The organism is Novosphingobium sp. AAP83, assembly GCF_001295795.1.
In the GTDB taxonomy this organism is placed as follows: Bacteria; Pseudomonadota; Alphaproteobacteria; order Sphingomonadales; family Sphingomonadaceae; genus Novosphingobium.
Genome location: NZ_LJHY01000039.1, coordinates 1 through 22,172, shown reverse-complemented (window position 1 = coordinate 22,172; position 22,172 = coordinate 1). Strand labels below are relative to the sequence as shown.

Sequence of the window (22,172 nt, the reverse complement as noted above, 5' to 3'; positions counted from 1 at the left end):
AAACGCTTCAGAGGATGAAATCTGCTGCTGAAAGGATGTGCGGGTTTGCCCCGATCCAATCCAGACGGATTTCGAAATCCGCTATTCCATCGCCGTTCACATCGCCAAGGATGCGAGTGTAATCGGTCGTGCCATTATCATAGCGCAGTTCACCGGCGGTCTTGCTGAATCCGCCCGTGCCAATGAAGGTGAACGCCTGATCGCCAGGCGATCTTGATACAGCATCGATCCGCGACAGATCAATCTTGTCTTCCCCTCCCATAAAGTCGGTGATGGAATCCCATGCAAGTCCTGTCCGGCTATCGCCTGTAGCGTTGAACCGGAACGTGTCTGCCCCACCGCCGCCCGTCAAACTGTCTTTACCCGCAGTTGCCAGCAGCACGTCAGCTCCCGCAGAACCGATAACGGTATCATTGCCAGCGCCTGCATCGATCAGCGCAACATCCGTAAGCGTCACGCCTGAAAGGTCGAGCGTATCAGCGGCTGTTGAACCGATCAGCGTAACCCTGTCAAAGCCTGCACCGTTCACAGCCTCGACATTGCTGACCAAATCCCAGCGGATGGACGAACCTGTGGCGGTCGCCCGCAACGTGTCGATGCCGCTGCCGCCATCCACCACATCAAGCGTTATGCCCCTGAACAGGATTGTGTCATCGCCCCCGGCGGCGTTGATCGTATCATCACCGGTGTTGCCGAAGATCGTATCGCCCTGCGCCGTTCCGGTAATCGTATCGTTGCCGCCACCGCCATCGATCAATGCGATATCGGTGAGCGTTGCGCCTGAAAGGTCGAGGGTATCGGCTGCTGTCGAGCCGGTCACCGTAACCCTGTCAAAGCCTGCGCCGTCCACGGCTTCGACATTGCTGATCAGATCCCAGCGGATGGAGGAGCCTCTGGCGGTCGCCCGCAGTGTATCGATGCCGCTGCCGCCATCCACCACATCAAGCGTTATGCCCCTGAACAGGATTGTGTCATCGCCCCCGGCGGCGTTGATCGTATCGTCACCGGTGTTGCCGAAGATCGTGTCGCCCTGCGCCGTGCCGGTAATCGTATCATTGCCGCCACCGCCATCGATTATCGCGATATCGGTGAGATCCAGGCCTGAAAACGCGATTGTTTCCGCAGTCTCAAGGCCGGTAATGCGGGCTCCTGCAAATCCGTTACCGCTGATCGCCTCGATATTACTGAACGTGCCCCAGTAGAACACGGCGTTCGCCGACATGGCCGAAAGAGTATCGTAGCCTGTACCGCCATCGATGCTGTCAATACCGCTTCCAGCTGACATCCCGAACACATCATCGCCCCCGCCGCCGATCAGGGTATCTTGGCCACGGGCGCCGATAATCGTGTCGGCCGCGGCAGTGCCGGTCAGGTGGTCATTACCCGAACCTGCATTGAACACCGTGATCCCGACCATGTTCACACTCGAAAAATCCAGTGTATCAGCCAGTATGCTGCCCGAAACCGATACACCCGCTTTGCCATTTGCACTGATCGTTTCGATTCCGGTAAACGATCGCAGCCTGATGACGGTGTTATCGTTCAGAGCGATGATCTGGTCGTTGTCGCCCGCGCCGCCGTCAATAATGTCCGCGCCGAATTCAAGGCCATCATAAGTGATGACATCATCGCCGTCGCCGGTCGAGATCGTGTCAGAGCCCCAATTGCCATGAACAATATCATTGCCGCTGCCGGTGGTGATCGTGTCATCCCCTTCCAGCCCGTCGATCACGTAATCTTCATTCGTTGCAGCGGTATAGCTATCGTTACCAAGCGTCAGGGTAACGATCTGCGGACCATCAATCGCGTCGGTGATCGTCACGTTCAGCGTTTGGGTGTCGGACAACAGGCCGTCACTGACCCCGACGATCACCTCGTAGATGTTGTCTCCGCCAACGTCCGCCGGTGCCTCGAAGTTGGCCGGCACCAACAGCGATAGCGCGCCTGTCGCGCTGTCAATGGCAAAGGCCGCCGCGTCTGCCCCGCCGACGATTTCATAAGTCAGCACGCTGCCCGCATCGCCATCGGTGGCATCAACGTCGGTTACTGCGGTCGTGTTCTCGGCGATGCTGATGGCCGCCGTTGCGCCTGCGCCGTTCGAAGTGATCGACGGCGCTTCGTTTACATCACCAACCGTGATCGTGAACATCGCATCAGACGTCGAACCATCGGAACTGGCCGCCCCGACCGTGATATCATGACTGGCCCCGCTCTCGTAATCGAGCGCACCGGCCACAGTCACAACACCGGTCGTCGGGTTAATCGCAAAGCGCCCGCCCGCATCGTTGATGAGGCTGTAAGTGACTGTGTTGTTCGTCGCATCCGCGTCAGTGGCGAATGCAGTGATCCCCACTGCCGTACCAACGGCGGCATTTTCAGCGACAGTATCGGAGGCGTCGTCCGCATCGGTGGGCGAGGTGACGTCGAACAGGTCAGCCGGAGCGATGGTGATTTGGGCTTGGTCCGTGGCGATGCCTGCGGGGGACCGATTCATGCTCAGGACAAGAGGGCCAGGCCAAGCTGCCGCCGCAATATCCAGATCACCATCGCCGTCGATGTCGCCAGCGGCTCCAGACAAAATAGCACCAGTGAGCATGTTGCCCGGTGTGAAAGTCCCGTCTCCTGACCCGAGAAGATAGCGGTATTGTGGGTTCTGGACCCCGCCAACAGCAAGGTCGACAATGCCATCGCCATTGAAATCGCCTGCAACCAGCCCGGATGCCGAACTCACGGCGCTATAGCTCACCCCGTTTGCAAACGCCCCGGTGCCTGTTCCCAGGAATACTCTCACGGTGCTGGTGCCCCAGGACGCTACGGCGAAGTCAATGTTACCATCATTGTTGAAATCGGCAGTCGCAATCTGGCTTGCGCCGCTGACGGCTGCGACTGCGCTCGCTGCTGCGAAGGTCCCGTTGCCGTTCCCGCGCATGAGGTAAATTCCGCCTCCGCTGGAAACAACGCCGCCGCTTGAAATCAACAGATCAAGGTCGCCATCCTCGTCAAAATCAGCGGAGACAATGTCCCAATTGACCGGATCAAATCCACTTGTCGCGTAGCTCGTTGGTGCCAAATAGAGGCTGGTGCCGTTATGCAGCGCTACCGATACAGTTCCATTCCGATTGGCTGTGGCGAAATCTGCAAAACCGTCAGAATTGAAATCGCCCGCCACAATCGCATTGGGCACCGGGATGCTGATCACTTGGTTTTGGGCAAACGCTCCTGTGCCCGTATTGATGAACGATGTGACCGCGCCAGCCAAACTTGCCACCAGAAGATCTGGTGACGAATCCATGCCGGAGTTCGTGCTGGTAACGATGGCATCCACCGCATTCCCGTTTTGGCCTGTGAATACGTTAACCGGGTTGAAACCGCCTGTGGAGGTCTGGATCCCCACAGTGATGGCACCGCCAGAAGCAGATGCGGTGATGATGTCGGCCAAACCGTCGCCGGTCACATCGGCAATTGCGGTTGAATGGATGCCATCCCCGTATAGCGAGAAAAACCCTACAGATTGTGCCGTTGTGTTGATGGCATCACTCACCCTCAAGGTAAGCGTATCAGCCTCGTCACCAATATAGGTAAGCCCATTCGGCGCGGAAAGCGTGGCATTGATCGCTGCCGGTGTGCCGCGTACGACAATGGTGCCTGCCCCGTTGATCCCGCTGACAATCGAACTCGCGGTCAATCCCCCCGCCACATCGGTGCGCAGGGTAAGCGCTCCGTTTGCCACTGTGAATGTTGCAGTTAGCGTGGCATTGTCATCCGAAACGGACAAGCCGGTAAGCGCAGCTGCTGTACCGGATGTAACTTCGATGTCCAATCCAGCATTCACCGCTGGAGGGATGTTGACAGTGTAGATCGTTCGCGTAGCAGGGCCCGACATGTTGCTGCCTCCGTTCGCCCTTCCACCGTCATCCACAATCTGATAACGAAAAGTCGCTGTGTTAGTGAGGGATCCGGCGGTGTAAACAAGTTTTCCGGCGGCAATGTCCGCAGCGGTAATAGACTGTGCAGCGGTCACAGCGACAGGCGCATTTCCGCCAGCACCATCAGCGTCCAGCGTTAAACTGCCGTTGAGTGGGACATTATTGACGAGTATCGAGGCAAGGCTATTCCCTTCAACATCCGTGAACGGGAAATCGGCAAGCGAGAAGACTTTTGTGCCGTTCAGCAAGATATTTGAACTGCCACCAATTGCCCCCGGTTGGTCATTCCGTGCCGTCACGGTAATGGCGATGGTGTCGGTATCCGTCAGGGCCGGGACATTCTGATCAGTGGTCGCAATGACGACCGATCCGGCACCATTAAAGTTGAGGTTGCCGTTGTATCTTGCTCCGGCCAAGGCCGCGTTCAAGTTGGTTGTCGTGCCCGTAAACGTCATTGCCGCTGAGCCGTTTGAACCGGCACTGAAGGTCAATCCTGTCGTGCGCGATAAAGAAAACCAGCCGCTTGCCGCAGTGATCGAAACAGTCAGCGTGGTCGATAGATCATCAGACACACTGATCAGATTGCTGTTGGCGGTCGAAAAAGTGAGGGCTGTATCTTCCGCAACGGTCTGCACACCCGGGACGATGTTGACGGGCGGGTTGCTCATGCCGGCACCTGCGTAGTTACCGCGCTTGCGCAAGTCCGGCTTAGGTCAAAGCCCTGAAGATATCCCGCCATCATCTATGCCCCACTGCGCGTGCAGGCTGAACCGGTAGTCCGGCCTGCGCGCGTTAACGATTGTATCGTGGGATAGATCGGGAGCTTGATTGACGTAATTGTAAAATGCCTTGATTCCATTTAATAAAAAATGGCTCTGGCAATGAATCACTGTAAATCAAGCGAATCTAAACCAAAATATTCGTTAACCAATAGCGGCAAATATCTTGGCTGTAAGGGTTTAGATTGCTGGCGTGACCAAAAAAGGGACATCTACATTGCTGGTTCTTTGCTGCTGCGAAATTGTGGCGTAAAGCACAATGACGTCGGTCTTGGTATCAGGCCGCAATACTGCGTAGCATGGCCTCGCGGATTTCGGTGAAGTCCTGCCGGATTTCCATCAGCTTGGGGCCGTTGAAGCGCGTCACGCAATCCAGAATGGCGCTGCGGGCGGATTGATACAACTGGGTCAGCGCTTGCGCGGTCGGGTTGCTGCCATCAACCCCCATTTGCAATGCTGTCAGCGCCGCCACCGCGCGGGTCAGCGCCGCGCTCTTGGCGGCATTGTCCTGCCGTTCATAAGCATGGATCGCTCGGCCGACAGAGCCGATCACCTGTTCCAGGCACAAGTCCACCAATTGGCGTGAATCCGCGCCGCGCACGCGTGCGTCGAAATCGACGCGGCGATAGGCTTCCGAAGGATCGTTGCGGTGGTGCAGCATCAGTTCTTGCTCGAATTCCAGGCGTCAATTTGCGCCTTGAGGAAGGAGAGGGTGGATTGCGATCCGGAAACCCGGCCATCCATAACGGCAAAGCGCGAGACGAGGCGCTGGCGCATGTCTTCCTGCTTTTCGGTCAGCTTCGTTGCCGATTCACCGACCGACTTTTGCAACGCGGTATAGCGCGTGATGGAACTGCCCAGCGAAGCCCCGCCGGTGGTGGACGAGGCTGCCCGCGCGATTCTGTCCATCGTGCCGAACACGCCGAACACGCCGGTGGTCCACATCGCGCCTGCTGCTTGCGGCTTGTCCTTCAGCGTTGCAGCAAGCCGGTCAGCGTCGAGCACAAACGTGCCATTGCGTTCGATCTTCAGGCCAAGGTCGCCCAAAGTTGAAGGTTCGTCTGCCGCTGCGTTTGGCATCACTTTGGTTCCGGCCAGCGTGATCAGCGCGGTGCGCAATGCACGCGCGCTGGGATCGTTGTTGAGATCACCCGAATCCTTGTTCATCGCCGAATTGAGCTGCGATGCCACTTCGTTCAGCGCATCGACCAGATCGGTCATCGCCGATGAAATGTTGCCCGACGGATCGCTGAAAGTGATCGTGGTCGGCGCACCGATGTTGGTGGCGGTCAGCTTCAGGTTCACGCCCGGCAAGACATCGTTGATCGTGTTGCTTTTGGCCGTATAATCAACGCCGTCGATGGTATAGGCGGCATCGCTGGCGGTGCCTTTCAAGCGGCTGATATCGGCAGCAGGGGTCCACGCCAGATTGGCAAGTCCTTCATCGCCCACGGTCTCGGTCGCCTCAAGCACAAAGCCGCTGGTCGCGCCTTCCTTGCCCTTCAGCACCAGTTGCGCGCCCGCTGCACCATTGGCAACATAAGCGCTGACGCCCGATCCCGATGCGTTGATTGCCGTGGCCACGTCTGCCAGCGTTGCGCCCGCAGCGATCGTGATATCGACCGGCGTCTGGGTTGCATCAGGGTTGAAGCTGCTGCCCGATATGGTGCCAAACCGCAGCGTCAGCGTGCCCGAACCCACCGTCGAAGTGGATGCAGGATAGGCTGGCATTACCAGCCGTTGCGAATTGGCAAGGCTGGTCACCTCAAGCGAGTAAGACCCGCTGCCGGTGGCGGTGCCTTTGGAAACGCTGGCAACATTGGCATTGGCGATGGACGGCTTGACCGCAAGATCGCCCGTGCGGATCAGCGAGCCGATGGAGCTTGATAGCGTCGACATCAGCGAACGCAGATTGGACGCGCTCGAGATCTGCGCCGTCAGCCTTTCGCTTTTGGCAGCAAGCAAATCCTTGCGCGATGCAAATTGCGCTGCGGCCAGCTGTTCGGCCAGTTGCGAGGTGTTGATACCGCTGCCCGCGCCCAGCGACGATATGATCTGGGCAGTTGCCGAGCTCGACGAAGTGGCTGAGGTGGTTTCCATAGGTCTTAGGACGGTTGCGCCACGCGCGTGTTAAGGCTTGCTACAAGCTCGGGACGTCCTTCTGCGTCGAACCGCATATGGGTGGGTACGTCGATCAATGGCATGACCGGTGCCTCGCCGCGCCTCAGCGACATCACGAACGCCAGCACCACCGCAACAGCGGAATACAAATCCTCGCGGATCACCTGGTTTTCGCGCGTGGTGAAATAGACAGAACGCGCCAGCGGCGGGATTTCCAGCGTGGGAATCCTCATTTCGGCGGCAAGTTGGCGCATCGCCAGCGCCTTTTCCCCGCGCCCTTTGGCCAGCACCACTGGGGCCGGGGCAAGATCGGGGTCATATGTCATCGCCACCGAAAAGTGGCTCGGGTTGGTGATCACGAACTGCGTTTTTAGCATCGCGGCCTGCATCGCACCCATCGCAAACTGGCGCTGCTTCTGGCGGATCGCGGCTTTCTGTTCGGGCGATCCTTCGGATTCCTTGGATTCGTCTTTCACTTCTTGCAGCGTCATGCGCAGGCGGAAGAAGCGGCGCAGCCACTGGATCGGGAAATCGATCATCGCGATGATGATCAGGCCATAGGCCAGCGCAAAGGCGAGTGAGGTGATCGCATCCCACGCCATCACCAGTTGCCCGTGAATATCGCCATGGCCAAAGCCGATGAGCTTCGATAGCTCGCCCGAGGCCCATACCCACGCAATCGTGCCCATCAGCGCCAGCTTGGCCAGGCCTTTGCCCAGCTCGATCCAGCCCTGCGCGCCAAACATGCGTTTCAGGCCCGATAGCGGGTTGATCCGCGATGCCTTGGGCGCAAGATTTGACGGGATCCAGCGCCCGTCAGACATGCCGATTTGGGAAAATACCGATGATGCCAGCACCAGTCCGCCCAGCAGGAACACCGGCGGCAAGGCCACGATCAGCGCGCCGATCAGCAACTTGCGCGGGTTGAAATCCTCAATCGCGGCGCGGTCCATCGTCAATGATGCGCGCAAGGTGTCCTGCATCACCTCAAACACCCACGGCCCTGCAAATTTCAGCCACACCGCCCCCACCAGCACGCCAACCGCCGTCGCCAGATCGCGTGAGCGGACGACGTCGCCATTTTTGGCCGCGTCCTTTTTGCGTTTCTCTGTAGGGGCAAAGGACTTCTCGCCCTCAGTCTCGGCCATCGTTCAAGGCCCCCCCCTATTGCGCCAGCAGCGCGGCAGCTTGCCCCACTGCACTTGCGGAAAGATCGATCATGAAGTCGGTCAGCAGCGGCGCGGCTGCCACCATCGCGGCCAGCCCTGCCAGCACGCCCGCAGGCAGGCCCAGCGAAAACAGGTTGAGCGCAGGCGCCGACCGGCTGATGATCCCGGTGGTCACTTGCACCAGCAGCAGGATCAGCGTCACCGGCAGCGCGATCAGCAGCGCGGTGATGAACATCATGCTGGCAAACTGCGTCATCTGTTCAAACCGCTCGGGCACAAACCAGGAAGAGCCGGGGGGGAATGCAGCATAGCTTTCCACCAGCAGCGCAATCCAGTTCAGGTGCGCGCCCGTGCCCAGAAAGATCACCGTCAGCACCACCGCAAAGTATTGGCCCAGCGCAGGCGAACTCGCCCCGCTCACCGGGTCAGCGGTTGTTGCCATCGACATGCCCATACCGCCGCCGATGATTTCAGCGGCCAGCGTCGGCGCGGCAAAGGTCAGTTGCAGAACAAAGCCCAGCGCCAAGCCCAGCAGCACTTCACCGGCCACGCTCAACATGCCGGCCAGCGATAGCAGCGCGGGTGGGGCGACCACCGGCGTCCAAGCGCAGATCATCAGCGCAATCGCGCCGGTCACCACCACGCGCACCTGATAGGGCACGGTTGCCATGCCGAACAACGGGGCGGCCAGCATCGCTGCGCCAATCCGTGTCATCACAAACACAAAACGCCAGAAATCGGCCTCAAGCGCGCCAAAGCCGAAGTTCATCTGGATCACGGGCGTGTCCTCACCGGCCGGTCAGCGCGATCTGGTCGAAGATTTCCTTGGTGAAATCGCCGATCAATCCCAACATCGCGCCGCCAAAGACCACCAGTACAACGGCGGTGATCGCCAGCTTGGGCACAAACGTCAGCGTCTGCTCGTTCACCGATGTGGCGGCCTGGATCACGCCGATCACAAGGCCGATGGCCAGCGATGCCAGCAGCACCGGCGCTGCCACCAGCGCGGTGATCCACAACATGCGGTCCGCTAGCGAAAGAAGGGATGCGGTATCTTCCATAAATGGTCCTACTTCCCCTCCCGCTCATCCTGAGCTTGTCAAAGGAGGGAGGGGTCAGGGGCGGGCAGAGGCTATCCAAAACTCGCGGCAAGGCTGCCCATCAGCAGCGCCCAGCCATCCACCAGCACGAACAGCAGCAGCTTGAACGGCAGCGATACGATAGTCGGGCTCATCATCATCATGCCCAAACTCATCAGCACCGATGATACGACAAGGTCGATCACCAGAAATGGCAGGAACAGCATGAAGCCGATCTGGAACGCGGTTTTCAATTCGCTGGTCACGAATGCGGGCAGCAGGATCGAATAAGGCACATCGGCGGGCGTTGCGAATTTGGGCGCTTTGGCCATGGATGAAAACATCTGCAAATCCGTCTCGCGCGTCTGGCGGATCATGAACGTGTGAAACTCGCGCCCGCCATTGATGAACGCCTGTTCCGCGCCGATTTGTCCGGTGGAATAGGGCTGGATCGCATTGGCGTTCACCCGGTCCAGCGTTGGCCCCATGATGAACAGCGAAAGAAACAGCGCCAGCCCCACCAGCACCTGATTGGGCGGCGATTGCTGAAGGCCCATGGCTTGCCGCAGGATCGAAAGCACGATCAGGATACGCGTAAAGCTGGTCATCATCAGCACCAGCGATGGCAGGATCGTCAGCAGACCCATGACCAGCAGAAGCTGCAACGATAGCGATAGCGTGCCACCGCTTTGCGCGCCCGCCATCTGCCCGAACGCGCGGTCCAGCGCGCCCGACATCGCAGCAGGTTCGGGCGAAGGGGCCACCGCCGCCATCGCATGATGCGGCAACAGCACGAGCATGGTTGTTATGGCAGTAAGAAGGCGCTTCACTGTACCGCCTCCTCTTCCACCGCGTCCGCTTTGGTCCGCGATGGGGCTTCGGCCAGCCGGACAATGCCGTTCTTGCCCGCTGAAACCAGAATTTCGCGCCCGTGGAATTCCAGCACCGCCAACCGCAGCGTGGGGGAAAGCATCTGCGTTTCAATGATCCGCACCGATTTCGGCCCGGTGCCGCCCGAAAACTTGCCCTCCATCCGCTTGGCAAACTTCAAGCTGGCCCATGCCAATCCGCCGATCAACGGCAGCAGTACCAGCAGCTTTAAAATGTACCAGAACATCAGGACGCATCCCCTTTCGCGGCCCGTTTGGGCGCAGGGGCAGGTGCAGGGCCTGCATCGGGTTCAGTGCCCAAAAGCTCGACGATGCGCAGGCCAAAGCGGTCGCCTTGTGCCACCACTTCACCGCGTGCGATCAGTTTGCCGTTGACCATCACATCCAGCAATTCGTCAGTCATCCGGTCCAGCGTGACGATGGACTCCTCGCTGAGGGTAAGCACATCCTTCAACTTCATCGATGTGCGGCCAAGTTCGACAGTCAAGCGGACGTCGACATCCTTGAGAAAATCAAAACCGCGCGGTTGGAAGGTCATTGGGTCGGGCCTTTTACAAAGTAATTCAGGAAAGTTGGCTGATCTGGATGGCAACGCGATCATCCAGCGCGCCGATGGAACCATGCGCGCATGGCTTGCCGCCCACGATCAGCGGCACGCTGCGCGCAATCGGCACAGAAAGGATTTGCCCCACTTCCAGCGTCGAAATGGTCGCCAGCGGCAAAGCCATGTCCACCAGCACGGCGGTCACCTCGATGGGCAGTTCGGAAAACGGTGCTTGCGTTGGCGAATTCGGGCCGCGCGGTGGCCGTGGCGGACGCGTGGTCGTCTCGCCATGGGCAAAAACTTGCGCCAGCGTCTCAATCGGGAACGCCAGCGATATGCCCCAGGGCATCCGGCCTTGTTCGTTGACGTTAAAGGTCAGCCCTGCAACTTGCGTGCTATCGGGCATCGCTTGCAGGTTGGCATAAGCCGACTCGCGCCGCACCGCACGGATCGCACCGCCGGTCGATCCGCCCAGCGCCAGCGCCAGACAGGCCGCGATGATCTGCTCCACACGCTCGATCAGCAGCTCTGCCGAAAGCGTAAATTCCTTGGGCAAGGATGATGGCGTATCGCCGGGGCCGCCAAAGGCGCGGTCCAGGAGGCGCAACACATTCTCGCCCTCGATTGTCACCATGAATGGCGCGCTGCCGATGTGGAACAGGCTGTTGGCGGCCAGACGCGGGATTTCCGAACAGAAGTCGGCAAAATCCGTCTGCATCGGCTTCATCGGATTGATCTGCGGCTCACTCCCGCCCAGCAACGGGGATAGCGCGCCGCGCAGCGTGCGGGCCATGCGCTCGCTCATCCGTGCCAATGCAGGCACAAGATCGCCCACACTGGGGCCGGGGCGCAGCAGGACAGGGTCGTGCTGGGCCAAGGCACGTTCGGCAATGAAGGCGCGCTCTGGTTTCATTGTGGAATAGTGGCTTTCACGGTTGCTGGCAAGCTTACTGGACGATGAAGGATTTGAAGTAGACCGCATCAACCCCGCCGAACCCTTCGGTATCGGTCAGGACTTTGTTGATCGCTGCCGTCAGGCGCTTTTGCAGGCGGCCCTTGCCATCGGGGGAATAGACTTCTTCCTCGGGCGTATCGGCAATGGCGATCAGCACGGCAGACCGGATTGCCATTTCGTGCTTTTTCATCCACAAGATCACACGGTAATCGCGCCGCGTCGATGCCGCGATGTTGACTTGTAGCAACCCTTCGGAATCCTTGAGGTTCGATGTGAAGTCCTCGGGGAAGTTGTAATAGACGGTGCGGAACTCGCTCCCGCCTTCGCCGTCAACATCGGCCCCGCCGCCTTCGCCTTCGCCCTCTTTGGCCACCGGCGCATAAGGGTCGACCTCACCCTTGCGGATCAGCTTGGGGTTCTTGTCTTCTTTGACTTCGGCATGGCCGCCGCCGCCAATCACGCCAGCTGCAACAAGGCCGAACACGCCGCCACCGCCCACGGCCAGCATGGCAACGGGGATCATGATCTTCATGATCATGCCGCCGCCCTTCTTCTTCTTGGGCTTGTCTTCCTTGTCGCTCATGCGGGTTCTCTCAAGATTTGAAATTCAGGGTTTGAATGTCGCAAATGTCAGGCAAAGATGTCGCTTTCCGAACCGGCATCATCCTTGCGGCGAAGCGTATCGCGCAACTGTGCGGCGGGGCGTTCGGGCGTGTCTGCGCGCTGGCCTTGCGGCTGGCGGTTGTTTTCACCCTGCGCGCTGCTGCCGGTGTTGGCCTGCGATGATTGGCCGCGCGGGGTGTCCGATGACGTTGCGCCCGATGCCGCTTCGTTTGATGCGGTAACCGCGCGGGCAAATCCGGGATCGGCGCTGCTCATCGCCACAGACAGGCCCTTGTCATCCTGTTCGAACCGCATCGAAACCCGCCCGAAATCGGCATGGGAAAGCGATACGCGAACCGTGCCCGGCGATGCCTCTTCGCGCGCGCGGTTCAGCGTTTCGACCAGCGTCGCAAAATCAACGCGTTCGGCGCGCGGTTCGGCGCGGCCTGCTGGCGCCGTGTCCTGTGCTGGCGCGGGTTCTGTTGCGCGGGCGATCACGGGCGAGGCCATCTCTTCGGGCAATTCTGGCAGCGCGGCCTCATCGGCCAAGTCTTTCACAGCCTCCGACGGCACCGCGATAACCGGCGGCTCGATGCCCGGTTCTTGCGCCTTGGCTCCGGCGCGCGCGCTTGGTGCCGGACGGGTCTGGAGCTGCGCCGCTACATTCACCGCAGGTGCAATGCTATCGGCGGCCTCCTGCGACAAAACCGGCATTGCCTCCGGATCAAGTTCGATTACCGCCGCTTGCGCCAAGGCAATAACCGCAGCGTTGGCGGCCAGTTCCGGCTTTGCAGATGGTGCCGGATTCTGTGTGATTGGCTCAGGCACGAGCATAAGGTACGGCGCGGTTGCTGCCGTTGACCGGCCCGGCTGGGTGCTGTCACCGGCCAAACGCTCGGGCGCGGCGAGAATCGATGCTAGCACTGCGGGGTCTGTAATAAAAGCCAAAGCCGCCACCTCGTCCTCTGGGCGGTCCTCATCAGGCGTTTCCGCCAAGTCCCCGGCAAAAGCGGCAAGCGGCATTGCCGCATCCGGCAAACTCTTGCCGGTTGCCGGTTGCGCCAGTGATTGGGCCAGTGTCGGCAGGGTCACTGTGGCGACGGTCTGCTGCGCGATGCGATTGCTTGGCAAAGCGATCTGAGTTTGGGCTGATTGCAGCGCCAGCAAGGCTTCAAACCCGCCGGATTGCGCCGGTTCTGCTGCATCGCCAGACGTACCGGCATTTTCCAGCATCACCGCATTGGCCGGAATTGCGCCAGGGTTCAGGGCTGATGTCAGGGAAATGGCAGCAGGATCGAACATCGGCAAAGGCTCCGTCGCTTGGGCGTTAACCTTACCTATTCAAGACCCGTGCCAGTTGCCTTGCGTTTGCCTAAGGGTGTTTGCGCATTGGCAATTTTTTGCGCGATCAGGCGGGCTTGCGCCTCGGCCCGTTCTTCCACGGCTGCGCGCTTGCGCTCTGCCGCTGCGGCTTCTTGCGCTTTGGTATCGGCAATCACTTTGGCATTGGCCGCATCGGCGCGGGTGCCGGTGGTGATCCGGTCAAGCCCTGCCACAAATTGCCGCAATTGCTGCAAGGCATGGGCATCGGGCATATCTGTGCGCGCGGCATATTCGGCTGAAAGGCGCGCAGTGCGGTCAACCAATCCTTGCAATTGCGCCAGCGTGCTTTCGGCCTTGCCCGCTTCGGCCAGCGCATTGCGCCGCGCAATGTCGCGAATGCGCTCCAGCCGTTTCAGCCGCGCCAGCCTTGTGCGCTCGGCCTTCATCAGCCCATCAGCCGGATCAGCGCGGCGGTGGCATCATCCATCGGCACGATCTCGCGCTGCGGCTGGCTGATAAAGCCGCTCAGCGCATCGTGCATCACAATCGCGCGGTCCAGTTGCGGGTCGGCGCCGGTGCGATAGGCGCCCATCAGCACCAGATCGCGGTTCGCCTCGTAACTCGCCACTAGCGCGCGGAATGTGCGCGCGGCGGTTTGATGTTCGGGGGCGGTAATGTCGTTCATCACGCGGCTCAGCGATGCGGCAATATCAATCGCGGGATATTGCCCGCGCTGCGCCAGATCGCGCGACAGCACGATATGCCCGTCCAGGATCGAACGCGCGGTGTCCACCACCGGATCGTCCTGATTGTCGCCATCGGCCAGCACCGTATAAAGCCCGGTCACCGAACCGCCGCTCTGCGCAGAATTGCCTGCGCGCTCCACCAGCTTGGTAATCGTGGCCAGGGATGACGGCGGATAGCCGCGCGCGGCCCCCGGTTCGCCCAGCAGCAGCGCAATTTCGCGCCCGGCATGGGCCACGCGGGTCAGGCTGTCCATGATCAGCAGCACGCGCTTGCCTTGCGCGCGGAAGTATTCGGCAAGGCTGGTGGCCAGCATCGCGCCACGGATGCGCAAATTCGGCGCATGGTCGGCAGGCACCGCCACAATCACAGACCGCTCGCGCTTGGTCCCTTGCATGTGCCGCTCGACAAAATCGGAAACTTCGCGCGCCCGCTCGCCAATCAGGCCCACGATCACCACTTCGGCCTCGGCCCCGTGCGCGATCATATCCAGCAGCACCGATTTGCCCACGCCCGATCCCGCCATAATGCCAATACGCTGGCCGATCCCGAACGTGGTCAGCGCATTCAGCGCCCGCACGCCGGTATCAAACCGTTCGCGCACCGGTGACCGGTCCAGAGCGGCAGAGCGCACGCCACCCGCTGGCCATTCGCGGCGGTGATGGATCGGGCCAAGTCCGTCAATCGGCTTGCCCTCGCCATCAATCGCGCGGCCCAGAAATGCCTCGCCCACCGGCAACATGCCGGGGCGGCCTTCGGGGCGCACTTTGGCTCCGGGGCGCAGAAGAACGGGATCGCCCAGCAGCATCATCAGCGTGCGGCCGTTGCGAAAACCGATGGTCTCTGCCGTCAGCGAACCTGATCCATGCGCGATGCGGCATTGCGTGCCAATCGGCACCGAAAGACCGGAAACCTCCAGCATTCCGCCATCACAAGCCACCAAAAGACCATATCTTGGCGGCGTGAAATCGGGTTGTGAAAGCGCATAATTATCAAGCGCTTGGTCCAGCAAATTCAGCATTGGCGCAGCGCCTCCGCAATTGCCTGTCGCCACTGGTCAGGCCCATCCTCCACCCCGCCCGATGCCCCCTCAACCCGCACCGCACCACGCGTCAACGTGGCATCAGGAATGAAGTGCCAGTCTTCGGGCAACCTCGCAGCAACCAGCGCCAAGTCCTCGGGATGCAAGCGAATTACGCGTTCATCCTGCGCCCGCGCCAGCATTGCGGCGGCCACTTCCACGCGTCGCGCCAACCCGTCAGGATCAAGCGCAGCGGGCGCAATCGCGGCCTCGCACAAGGCCTCAACCGTTTCGCGCAACCGGTCCCGCAAGTCCGCCTGCATCGCCGCATCCAGTTTGGTGATCGACAATTCGATCCTCGCGCGCGCCATTTCCTCGTCAGCCAGCAATTGCGCTGCGGCCTCCTGCGCTTCGCCCAGTCCGCGGGCGTAGCCTTGCGCCCATGCCTCGGCGATGGGGTCGTGCGGCTCGACCTCGTCCTCCAGTTCCGCCTCTGGCTCCTCCAATATGGGCGGCGGGGCTGGAATACTCACCAAGTCTTTGAAAAACCTGCGGTCGTGTGCAAACCCGGCTGATGCAATGCCAAGGTCCGCCAGCGAAACCGCGCGCAAAGGTTCAGACATAATCATCATCGCCTGCGCCAAACACGATCACGCCTTCTGCCGACAAGCGGCGGGCAGCGGCAACCATGGCCTTTTGCGCTTCGATCACTTCGGCCATCTTCATGCGGCCACGTCCGGCAATTTCATCGCGCACACCATCGGCCGCGCGGCTCGACATGGCGCGCAAGAACACTTCGCGCTGGTCCTCGGCAATGCCTTTCAAGGCGGCGATCAGCGCATCGCTGTCCACTTCGCGCAGCAACGCGCCCATCGATTTGTCATCCAGCACATACAGGTGCTCGAACTTGAACATCTCGTTCTCGATGGCCTTGGCCAACTGGCGGTCCTGCTTGGCAATTTCGGGCATGACGCGCTTTTCCACCGTGCGCGCCGATGCGTTGATGATATCTGCTGCCTCACGCGGGCCACCCATCGCCAGCGCGGCTTGGCCGTGGCTTTCGCTGATCCTGCGGTTCAGGATTTCCTCCAGCATCGCAATCGCTTCCGCCGCAACCGGCCCCAATGTGGCGATGCGGTGCACCACCTGGCCTTGAATCTCGTCTGGCAAAGAATGCAGCACGGCGGCGGCCACCTCGGGATCAAGCTGCACCAGCAGCACCGCAATCGCCTGGGGATGTTCATCGCGGATCAGCGGCACGATCACTTGCGGGGTCAGCCAGCGCGCCAGTTCGATTGTCGGGTTGCGTGAAGTATCATCGGGCAAGATGCGCTGCATCAGGCTATCGGCTTTCACCTCACCCACCGCGCGCGTCATCAGCGAGCGCACTTGCCCCACGCGGTCATGCGCGATCAGGCCCAGCCGTTCGGTCTTTTCCACAAAGCCTGCAATGGCTTGGGCAATCGCTACCGGGCCAATCTCGCCCAGCGCGCACATCTTTTCGCCCAGCAGGCGCAGTTCGGCAGGCTCCAACTGCGCCAGAATTTGCGCGGCCTGGTCATCTTCCAGCAGCATCACCATCACAGCGGCGCGTTCGGGATCGGAAATGATCGGGGCTTCGGCCATATCGCTCATGCTGCGGCCTCCTCTGCTTCGTCTTCTGGGGTGTTAAGCATCTGTTTCAGCGCGACGAGTGCATTATCCGGCTTTTCAACCACCAGCCGCTGGGCCAGACTAACCTGCCGCGCCAGCGCTTCGGGATCGACTTTGCCGGTCTCGGCATTTTGCGCCACTTGCAGTGTTTCGGCCATTTCATCGGCGGTAATCGGCTCGGGCAGTTCCTCGCCCTCACTCTCGCCTTCAGCGGTTTCATCTTCCTCTTCATCGGCAGCAGCGCCCTTCTTGCGCTTCTTCGTCTCTGCCTTGGCTTCCTCGATAATCGCAGGCTCTTTCTTCAGTGCCTTGATCAGTGGGCGCACGCCCAGCAGCAGCACCATCAGCACCGCAATCAGCGCCACGGCATTGCGCAGGATCGTGGCAAACCATGGCGTTTCCCAGAACGGCGCAGGCTCGATTACCGCGGGTTTGAAAGCGCGCACTTGCACCGCCACCTGATCGCCGCGCGCAGGGTCTGCCCCCACGGCTGCGCTCACCAATTGCTTGATCGCTTCGATGTCTGCGGGCTTTGCCTTGGCCATCATTTCCTGGCTGAGTGCAACGGCCACCGACAATCGTTTGATCTTGCCCGGCGTCTGGTTGGAAACCGCCACCTCGCGGCCAAGCTCATATGTCTTGGTTGAACTGGATTCGCCATTCCCACCAGCAGCCGCAGGCGCGGCAGGCGTACCTGCCGGAGCGCCGGGCTGTGCGGTGGTCGCAGGTGGCGGCGTATTGGCGGTAACCCCCGGCACGCCTTGCGCCGGTGCGGCATTGGCCTGTTGCGATGCGCTGTTCGTTTCCGAACGGACCACGCCTTCCTTCTCATAGGTCTCGCGCGCGGATGTCACCTGATCCATGTCAAGATCGACCTGGATCTCGGACGAGAAGCTGCCTTCGCCCAGCATCGGCGTCAGCAATTGCGAAACTTGCAGTCGCAACTTCTCTTCCATGCGCTGCTGCAGTTCCAGCCGGTCACCATCAACGCCATTGGCTTCTGATAGCAGCCGCCCATGCTGATCGACCACGCGCACCGCATCAATCGACAGACCTGGTACGGACCCTGCCACCAGATTGGTGATCGCGCGCACCTGGCTTTCCGACAATTGTCGGCCGCGCTTCAACTTGACCATCACCGAAGCCGTCGGCGCCACATTCTCGCGCACGAACACCGATTTTTCGGGCTCGGCCAGATGGGCGCGCACACTTTCGACGCCGTCAATTTCCATGATCGTCAGTTCAAGCTCACGCTCGCGCGCGGCTTTCAAACGCTGCCCTTCAAGCCCACGGCTGGCCCCCATCGGCAACTTGTCGAGCAATTGCAGCCCGGTTTCGGGCGTCGCGACCGCGCCATCGGCCGCGGCCGCCATGCGCGCGCGATAAAGATCGTCCTCGCCCACGCTCAACGAACCGGTCGCATTGTCGATCGTGTAAGGGATCGCCGCCTTTTCGAGGCTGGCCACCACTTCGCCGCGTTCGCTATCGGAAAGCTGGCTATAGAGAATCCGTTGCGGGGCCGGGGCCATCGCCATCCACAGCACTGCTGTCAGCCCTGCGGCAGAAACGCCCGCAAACCACGGCAGCGTGCGCCGCACAGCCGGTTGGCCCAGAAACGTCTTGGCGCGGTTGCCGATACTGCCGCCTGCGGGATCGGTCAGCGTGCCAAAACCGGTTGGTCCGGCAGGATCGGTGTCAGCCATTTAATCAGACTCCCATCCGCATAATGTCTTGATAGGCATTGAGCAGCTTGTTGCGCACTTGCAGCGTGGCCTCGAACGCGACGCCCGATTCCTGCCGCGCCAGCATCACTTTGGCCACGTCCACCACTTCGCCTTTTTCATAGGCTTCGGTGATCGCGCTCGATTTCTGCTGTGCGGCGTTGACGCTTTCCAGCGCGCCCTTCAGCGTGTCGGTAAAACTGCCGCCTGCGATGCCGCTGGAAGGCACGGCGGCCCCGGAGGCATCAGGCGTCTTGACCTGCTGGAGCAGTTGCGAGCGCTCCATGATCTGCTGGCGCAGCGCCATGATATCCTGGATGCCCGAGGCGCGTCCGCCAATGCCTGAAATACTGCTCATCGCCGGCCACCTACGGCCCGGCCGTTCACTTCGATCCCGGCCTCACGCAAGCTGGCAAGGCGATAGCGCAGCGTGCGTTCGGATATGCCAAGCTGGCGGGCGGCGGCAACGCGGCTGCCGTTGCAGGCATCCAGCGTTGCCAGAATGGCGCGCGATTCCGAAATCTGCACGATGTTCGAAAGCTTGCTATCGCCTGTCGCCACGGTTTGCACCGGTTCGGAGATCAGGCGGGCAGGGCGGTCAAACGCGATATGTTCTGGCATCAGCACTGGGGCATTGCCTGCCAGCACCAATGCGCGGCGGATCACGTTTTCCAACTCGCGCACATTGCCCGGCCAGGAATGCGTGGCGAGCAGATCAAGCGTCTCGTCCGCAATCCAAGGGCTGTGCGCACTGTGGCGCAGCACCATCGCAAAGGCGAGCGGCGCGATATCATCCGCCCGTTCGCTCAAAGGGCGCAGCGCCAAGGGGAATACGTTCAGGCGGTAGAACAAGTCGGCGCGGAACCGGCCCTCTTCCACTTCCAGCGGCAGATCGCGGTTGGCGCAGGCGATAACCCGCACATCCACCTTGATCGGCTGGGTCGCACCCAAAGGCACAACTTCGCCCTCTTGCAGCGCGCGCAGCAGCTTGGCCTGAAGCGTCAGCGGCATCTCGGCAATTTCATCCAGCAGCAACGTGCCGCCGTCTGCCGCACGGAAGAAGCCTTCGCTGGCGGCATTGGCGCCGGTAAACGCGCCCTTCTGGTGTCCAAACAGTAGTGCTTCCAGCATCGCTTCGGGCATGGCCGCGCAATTGATCGCTACAAACGGCTTGTTCTTGCGCGATGACCGGTCATGAATGAAGCGGCTGAGCACTTCCTTGCCGGTGCCGGTGGGACCGTTGATCAGGACGGGGATGTCGCTGGCGGCAATGCGTTCGGCCAAAGCAAGGATCGAAAGGCTTTCAGGATCGGCGGCAATCGGGGCGCCGGGGCGGGCAGCCGATGCCAGCAAAGCGGCCAGCGCCCCTTCGCCTGCACCATCGCTATAACGCAGCACCGTCTGGCGGCTGGCGGGCGTGCGCACCATCGCGGGCGTGGAAGACCGCTCCAGCAGCACGCTCGCCCGCCGGGGATCGGTGGCAGCGCCTTCGAAAGCGTCCGCCAGCATCACCTCTCCGTCTGCGCCATAGCTTGAAAGCACGGCTGCCGCGCGCTGAACCAGCGCCGCATGTGCCTTTGCCGCCGCATCTGTGAAGCGAAGAGCCCCGCAATCGCGAATCATTTCCAAACCCCTGTTAACCAAAAAACCTGAGGCTCTTGTTTCGCGCGTAACCGACAAACAGGTTGAAACTTTAAGGGGGCGAGAAACCCCTAGTGCCAATACCTATGTCCGGCAGTCTTTTGCCGGGGGTGGGGTTAAAAGCGGCGCAGCTTTGCCGGTCTTTGTCCTGACAGCCGCGTTCATCCATTGGCCCGGCAGTCCTTTCGGGAAACACACCACCCCAACCGGAGACTGGAATCATGGCGGTAATCAATACCAACATCAGCGCGATCAAGGCGACCAATTCGTCGAACTCGGCTGCAAAAATGCTCGGCACGGCGATGGAACGCCTGTCGACCGGCAAGCGCATCAACAGCGCCAAAGACGACGCCGCAGGCCTTGCCATTGCGACGACGATGACCTCGCAAATCAAAGGCATGAGCCAAGGCGTTCGCAACGCCAACGATGGCATCAGCCTTGCGCAGACTGCAGAAGGTGCGCTTGGTGAGGTCACCAACATGTTGCAGCGCGTTCGTGAATTGGCCGTACAATCAAAGTCTGGCACTTATCAAGATACCGATCGCGAAGCTATGGATGCTGAAGTCCAAGAGCTGACCACGCAAATCAATGATGTTCTAACCAACACCAAGTTCAACGGTCAGGAGTTGTTCGGTGCCACCGATCAGACATTCACGATCCAGACTGGTGCTGAAATTGCTGACGAAGTTGACATCGTCAGTAAGGGCATTGCTGCAGTTGCTTTTGACGTTACCACTGTCGCAGGCGCAGAAACCGCGATTACCGCTGCCGACACGTCGCTCGCCTCAGTAAGTGCCTCTCGCGCACAGCTTGGTGCAGGCCAGAACCGTCTGGAATCCGCGGTCAACAACCTGAACGACAACATCACCAACCTGTCTGACGCCCGTTCGCGTATTCAGGATACTGATTACTCGTCGGAAACCACGGCAATGGCCAAGGCCCAGATCCTTTCGCAGGCTTCAACTGCGATGATCGCCCAGGCCAACCAGAGCCAGCAGAACGTTCTGTCGCTGCTGCGCTAAACCTGAATCGACCAGCGCCTGCCTCCACCAGGCGCGCGTCACCAGCCCGGCGGCCCTCACGGGTCGCCGGGTTTTTCTTGTGCCGGGGGCAGGATGAGAATTGCCGGATTATCGGAATATCAATGACAGGCCCCTAAACCCACCAACAACAACACGCCAAGCAGGGGCTTTGTCCCCTGTCACCGTGATCTCTGACGGAGCGAGTACAACAATGATCGAAGCAATTGTTCTGGGCGCAACGATCGGTGCTTTGGTGGAAAGCGGGAAGCGCGGGCTGATCAAAAGCTGGGGCAATACAGAGGAACTCCCCCCGCTGGTAAAAGCGGCAATGCTCGTAATCCTGATCGGCATCCCGGCGATCCATGCAGGAACCGTGGGCAATTATGTCATCACCACACTGGCAACCGTCGGCGCGTTCACAGTGGCACGATGGAGCGTCGCATCGCTCAGCGTGCTTTGGCAACGGGTTCTACGGTAAAAGGTCCAAAACCCCCTGATCAGCAAGCAACCAAATGGGAATGTTCTCACCTGCTGCCGTAATTCCAGAGATTACCTCACTCACCGCCCAAGAATGTCGCCCTTTTGGTATAGCCGTCGATCCCGCAACTTTTGGCTTTTTGTAACTCGGCCCTTGCCGTTGCCAAGTCTAAATGCGGCCCCGTGAGCGCAATCAAAAGATCGCCAACCAATCCGCTGTAGCGATCTGTGTAATCGCTAATAGCAGGTATCCCGCATTGTTCGAGTTCCGCTATCTTGGCGGCGGTGATTTCAACATCTTGACCATGTCCCACAGGGACTGAGACATAGATGTTGAAGATGTGGGGGTGCTGCATTTTCTGTGCGAACGCTGGTACCTGCGCTGCCAGTGCGGCGATTACGGCCAAGGTGAAAAACCGTGCCTTGATAATGATCTTCACTGATTTCATCAGACCCTGATTCGGAAGTTTTTCAATTCCAGCAATATCTTGCGGTTCTGCGTGT

General features: G+C 60.3%; 22 protein-coding genes. 2 read left to right on the top strand and 20 right to left on the bottom strand.

Annotated elements, in window-relative coordinates; all coding sequences use genetic code 11:
* Positions 1 to 7: 7 nt before the first annotated feature.
* The 19 genes from IP81_RS15925 to IP81_RS15835 form a co-directional block, all read right to left on the bottom strand.
* Positions 8 to 4,594, bottom strand: a complete 4,587-nt coding sequence (locus IP81_RS15925; RefSeq protein WP_054109002.1) for an S-layer family protein — start codon at positions 4,592 to 4,594, stop codon at positions 8 to 10.
* Positions 4,595 to 4,982: 388 nt separating this feature from the next.
* Complete coding sequence (gene fliS / locus IP81_RS15920; RefSeq protein WP_054109001.1) at positions 4,983 to 5,366, bottom strand: flagellar export chaperone FliS; 384 nt, start codon at positions 5,364 to 5,366, stop codon at positions 4,983 to 4,985.
* Positions 5,366 to 6,805, bottom strand: a complete 1,440-nt coding sequence (gene fliD, locus IP81_RS15915) for a flagellar filament capping protein FliD (RefSeq protein WP_054109000.1) — start codon at positions 6,803 to 6,805, stop codon at positions 5,366 to 5,368. Before fliD ends, fliS begins: the two co-directional genes overlap by 1 nt.
* 5 nt (positions 6,806 to 6,810) lie before the next feature.
* Positions 6,811 to 7,974 carry a flagellar biosynthesis protein FlhB gene (locus IP81_RS15910; RefSeq protein WP_054108999.1) on the bottom strand — a complete coding sequence of 388 codons (1,164 nt, stop codon included), beginning with the start codon at positions 7,972 to 7,974 and terminating at the stop codon, positions 6,811 to 6,813.
* 16 nt (positions 7,975 to 7,990) lie between these two features.
* Positions 7,991 to 8,764, bottom strand: coding sequence for a flagellar biosynthetic protein FliR (gene fliR, locus IP81_RS15905; RefSeq protein ID WP_369800777.1), 774 nt, complete (start codon positions 8,762 to 8,764; stop codon positions 7,991 to 7,993).
* A 19-nt stretch (positions 8,765 to 8,783) separates the two neighbouring features.
* Positions 8,784 to 9,056, bottom strand: a complete 273-nt coding sequence (locus IP81_RS15900; protein WP_054108997.1) for a flagellar biosynthetic protein FliQ — start codon at positions 9,054 to 9,056, stop codon at positions 8,784 to 8,786.
* 71 nt (positions 9,057 to 9,127) lie between these two features.
* On the bottom strand, positions 9,128 to 9,874 hold the full coding sequence (gene fliP, locus IP81_RS15895; protein WP_054108996.1) for a flagellar type III secretion system pore protein FliP: 747 nt from the start codon (positions 9,872 to 9,874) through the stop codon (positions 9,128 to 9,130).
* A 26-nt stretch (positions 9,875 to 9,900) separates the two neighbouring features.
* The gene (locus IP81_RS15890; RefSeq protein WP_054108995.1) at positions 9,901 to 10,191 is read right to left on the bottom strand and encodes a flagellar biosynthetic protein FliO; all 291 of its coding nucleotides are present in this window, start codon (positions 10,189 to 10,191) and stop codon (positions 9,901 to 9,903) included.
* Positions 10,191 to 10,502 (bottom strand): flagellar motor switch protein FliN, encoded by a 312-nt coding sequence (gene fliN / locus IP81_RS15885; RefSeq protein WP_054108994.1) that lies wholly within the window; start codon positions 10,500 to 10,502, stop codon positions 10,191 to 10,193. The genes IP81_RS15890 and fliN overlap by 1 nt, the downstream gene beginning before the upstream one ends.
* 25 nt (positions 10,503 to 10,527) lie before the next feature.
* Positions 10,528 to 11,421, bottom strand: coding sequence for a FliM/FliN family flagellar motor switch protein (locus tag IP81_RS15880; RefSeq protein WP_054108993.1), 894 nt, complete (start codon positions 11,419 to 11,421; stop codon positions 10,528 to 10,530).
* A gap of 34 nt (positions 11,422 to 11,455) precedes the next feature.
* Complete coding sequence (locus IP81_RS15875) at positions 11,456 to 12,046, bottom strand: flagellar basal body-associated FliL family protein (RefSeq protein ID WP_054108992.1); 591 nt, start codon at positions 12,044 to 12,046, stop codon at positions 11,456 to 11,458.
* A 47-nt stretch (positions 12,047 to 12,093) separates the two neighbouring features.
* Positions 12,094 to 13,368 carry a hypothetical protein gene (locus IP81_RS15870; protein ID WP_054108991.1) on the bottom strand — a complete coding sequence of 425 codons (1,275 nt, stop codon included), beginning with the start codon at positions 13,366 to 13,368 and terminating at the stop codon, positions 12,094 to 12,096.
* Between the two features lie 35 nt (positions 13,369 to 13,403).
* The gene (locus IP81_RS15865; RefSeq protein ID WP_054108990.1) at positions 13,404 to 13,835 is read right to left on the bottom strand and encodes a hypothetical protein; all 432 of its coding nucleotides are present in this window, start codon (positions 13,833 to 13,835) and stop codon (positions 13,404 to 13,406) included.
* Positions 13,835 to 15,154: a FliI/YscN family ATPase gene (locus IP81_RS15860; RefSeq protein ID WP_054108989.1), complete on the bottom strand. Its 1,320-nt coding sequence runs from the start codon at positions 15,152 to 15,154 to the stop codon at positions 13,835 to 13,837. The genes IP81_RS15865 and IP81_RS15860 overlap by 1 nt, the downstream gene beginning before the upstream one ends.
* The gene (locus IP81_RS15855) at positions 15,148 to 15,777 is read right to left on the bottom strand and encodes a FliH/SctL family protein (protein ID WP_054108988.1); all 630 of its coding nucleotides are present in this window, start codon (positions 15,775 to 15,777) and stop codon (positions 15,148 to 15,150) included. Before IP81_RS15855 ends, IP81_RS15860 begins: the two co-directional genes overlap by 7 nt.
* Positions 15,770 to 16,789, bottom strand: coding sequence for a flagellar motor switch protein FliG (gene fliG, locus IP81_RS15850; protein ID WP_054108987.1), 1,020 nt, complete (start codon positions 16,787 to 16,789; stop codon positions 15,770 to 15,772). Before fliG ends, IP81_RS15855 begins: the two co-directional genes overlap by 8 nt.
* The gene (gene fliF, locus IP81_RS15845; protein ID WP_054108986.1) at positions 16,786 to 18,510 is read right to left on the bottom strand and encodes a flagellar basal-body MS-ring/collar protein FliF; all 1,725 of its coding nucleotides are present in this window, start codon (positions 18,508 to 18,510) and stop codon (positions 16,786 to 16,788) included. Before fliF ends, fliG begins: the two co-directional genes overlap by 4 nt.
* Before the next feature lie 4 nt (positions 18,511 to 18,514).
* The gene (gene fliE / locus IP81_RS15840) at positions 18,515 to 18,886 is read right to left on the bottom strand and encodes a flagellar hook-basal body complex protein FliE (protein ID WP_054108985.1); all 372 of its coding nucleotides are present in this window, start codon (positions 18,884 to 18,886) and stop codon (positions 18,515 to 18,517) included.
* The gene (locus tag IP81_RS15835) at positions 18,883 to 20,151 is read right to left on the bottom strand and encodes a sigma-54-dependent Fis family transcriptional regulator (protein WP_054108984.1); all 1,269 of its coding nucleotides are present in this window, start codon (positions 20,149 to 20,151) and stop codon (positions 18,883 to 18,885) included. Before IP81_RS15835 ends, fliE begins: the two co-directional genes overlap by 4 nt.
* A 239-nt stretch (positions 20,152 to 20,390) precedes the next feature.
* On the opposite strand from IP81_RS15835, the gene IP81_RS15830 reads away from it, so the two are divergent.
* Both IP81_RS15830 and IP81_RS15825 read left to right on the top strand, forming a co-directional pair.
* The gene (locus IP81_RS15830; protein WP_054108983.1) at positions 20,391 to 21,191 is read left to right on the top strand and encodes a flagellin; all 801 of its coding nucleotides are present in this window, start codon (positions 20,391 to 20,393) and stop codon (positions 21,189 to 21,191) included.
* A 211-nt stretch (positions 21,192 to 21,402) separates the two neighbouring features.
* Positions 21,403 to 21,669 carry a hypothetical protein gene (locus IP81_RS15825; RefSeq protein WP_054108982.1) on the top strand — a complete coding sequence of 89 codons (267 nt, stop codon included), beginning with the start codon at positions 21,403 to 21,405 and terminating at the stop codon, positions 21,667 to 21,669.
* A 76-nt stretch (positions 21,670 to 21,745) separates the two neighbouring features.
* On the opposite strand, the gene IP81_RS15820 is transcribed toward IP81_RS15825, so the two are convergent.
* The coding region (locus tag IP81_RS15820; protein ID WP_197274668.1) for a hypothetical protein at positions 21,746 to 22,172 on the bottom strand (427 nt) is incomplete at its 5' end.

Excerpts from the sequence above, each read along its gene's own strand:
- IP81_RS15925 (WP_054109002.1), bottom strand. The coding sequence starts at position 4,594 with ATGAGCAACCCGCCCGTCAACATCGTCCCGGGTGTGCAGACCGTTGCG.
- fliS (WP_054109001.1), bottom strand. The coding sequence starts at position 5,366 with ATGCTGCACCACCGCAACGATCCTTCGGAAGCCTATCGCCGCGTCGAT.
- fliD (WP_054109000.1), bottom strand. The coding sequence starts at position 6,805 with ATGGAAACCACCTCAGCCACTTCGTCGAGCTCGGCAACTGCCCAGATC.
- IP81_RS15910 (WP_054108999.1), bottom strand. The coding sequence starts at position 7,974 with ATGGCCGAGACTGAGGGCGAGAAGTCCTTTGCCCCTACAGAGAAACGC.
- fliR (WP_369800777.1), bottom strand. The coding sequence starts at position 8,764 with ATGAACTTCGGCTTTGGCGCGCTTGAGGCCGATTTCTGGCGTTTTGTG.
- IP81_RS15900 (WP_054108997.1), bottom strand. The coding sequence starts at position 9,056 with ATGGAAGATACCGCATCCCTTCTTTCGCTAGCGGACCGCATGTTGTGG.
- fliP (WP_054108996.1), bottom strand. The coding sequence starts at position 9,874 with ATGCTCGTGCTGTTGCCGCATCATGCGATGGCGGCGGTGGCCCCTTCG.
- IP81_RS15890 (WP_054108995.1), bottom strand. The coding sequence starts at position 10,191 with ATGTTCTGGTACATTTTAAAGCTGCTGGTACTGCTGCCGTTGATCGGC.
- fliN (WP_054108994.1), bottom strand. The coding sequence starts at position 10,502 with ATGACCTTCCAACCGCGCGGTTTTGATTTTCTCAAGGATGTCGACGTC.
- IP81_RS15880 (WP_054108993.1), bottom strand. The coding sequence starts at position 11,421 with ATGAAACCAGAGCGCGCCTTCATTGCCGAACGTGCCTTGGCCCAGCAC.
- IP81_RS15875 (WP_054108992.1), bottom strand. The coding sequence starts at position 12,046 with ATGAGCGACAAGGAAGACAAGCCCAAGAAGAAGAAGGGCGGCGGCATG.
- IP81_RS15870 (WP_054108991.1), bottom strand. The coding sequence starts at position 13,368 with ATGTTCGATCCTGCTGCCATTTCCCTGACATCAGCCCTGAACCCTGGC.
- IP81_RS15865 (WP_054108990.1), bottom strand. The coding sequence starts at position 13,835 with ATGAAGGCCGAGCGCACAAGGCTGGCGCGGCTGAAACGGCTGGAGCGC.
- IP81_RS15860 (WP_054108989.1), bottom strand. The coding sequence starts at position 15,154 with ATGCTGAATTTGCTGGACCAAGCGCTTGATAATTATGCGCTTTCACAA.
- IP81_RS15855 (WP_054108988.1), bottom strand. The coding sequence starts at position 15,777 with ATGTCTGAACCTTTGCGCGCGGTTTCGCTGGCGGACCTTGGCATTGCA.
- fliG (WP_054108987.1), bottom strand. The coding sequence starts at position 16,789 with ATGAGCGATATGGCCGAAGCCCCGATCATTTCCGATCCCGAACGCGCC.
- fliF (WP_054108986.1), bottom strand. The coding sequence starts at position 18,510 with ATGGCTGACACCGATCCTGCCGGACCAACCGGTTTTGGCACGCTGACC.
- fliE (WP_054108985.1), bottom strand. The coding sequence starts at position 18,886 with ATGAGCAGTATTTCAGGCATTGGCGGACGCGCCTCGGGCATCCAGGAT.
- IP81_RS15835 (WP_054108984.1), bottom strand. The coding sequence starts at position 20,151 with ATGATTCGCGATTGCGGGGCTCTTCGCTTCACAGATGCGGCGGCAAAG.
- IP81_RS15830 (WP_054108983.1), top strand. The coding sequence starts at position 20,391 with ATGGCGGTAATCAATACCAACATCAGCGCGATCAAGGCGACCAATTCG.
- IP81_RS15825 (WP_054108982.1), top strand. The coding sequence starts at position 21,403 with ATGATCGAAGCAATTGTTCTGGGCGCAACGATCGGTGCTTTGGTGGAA.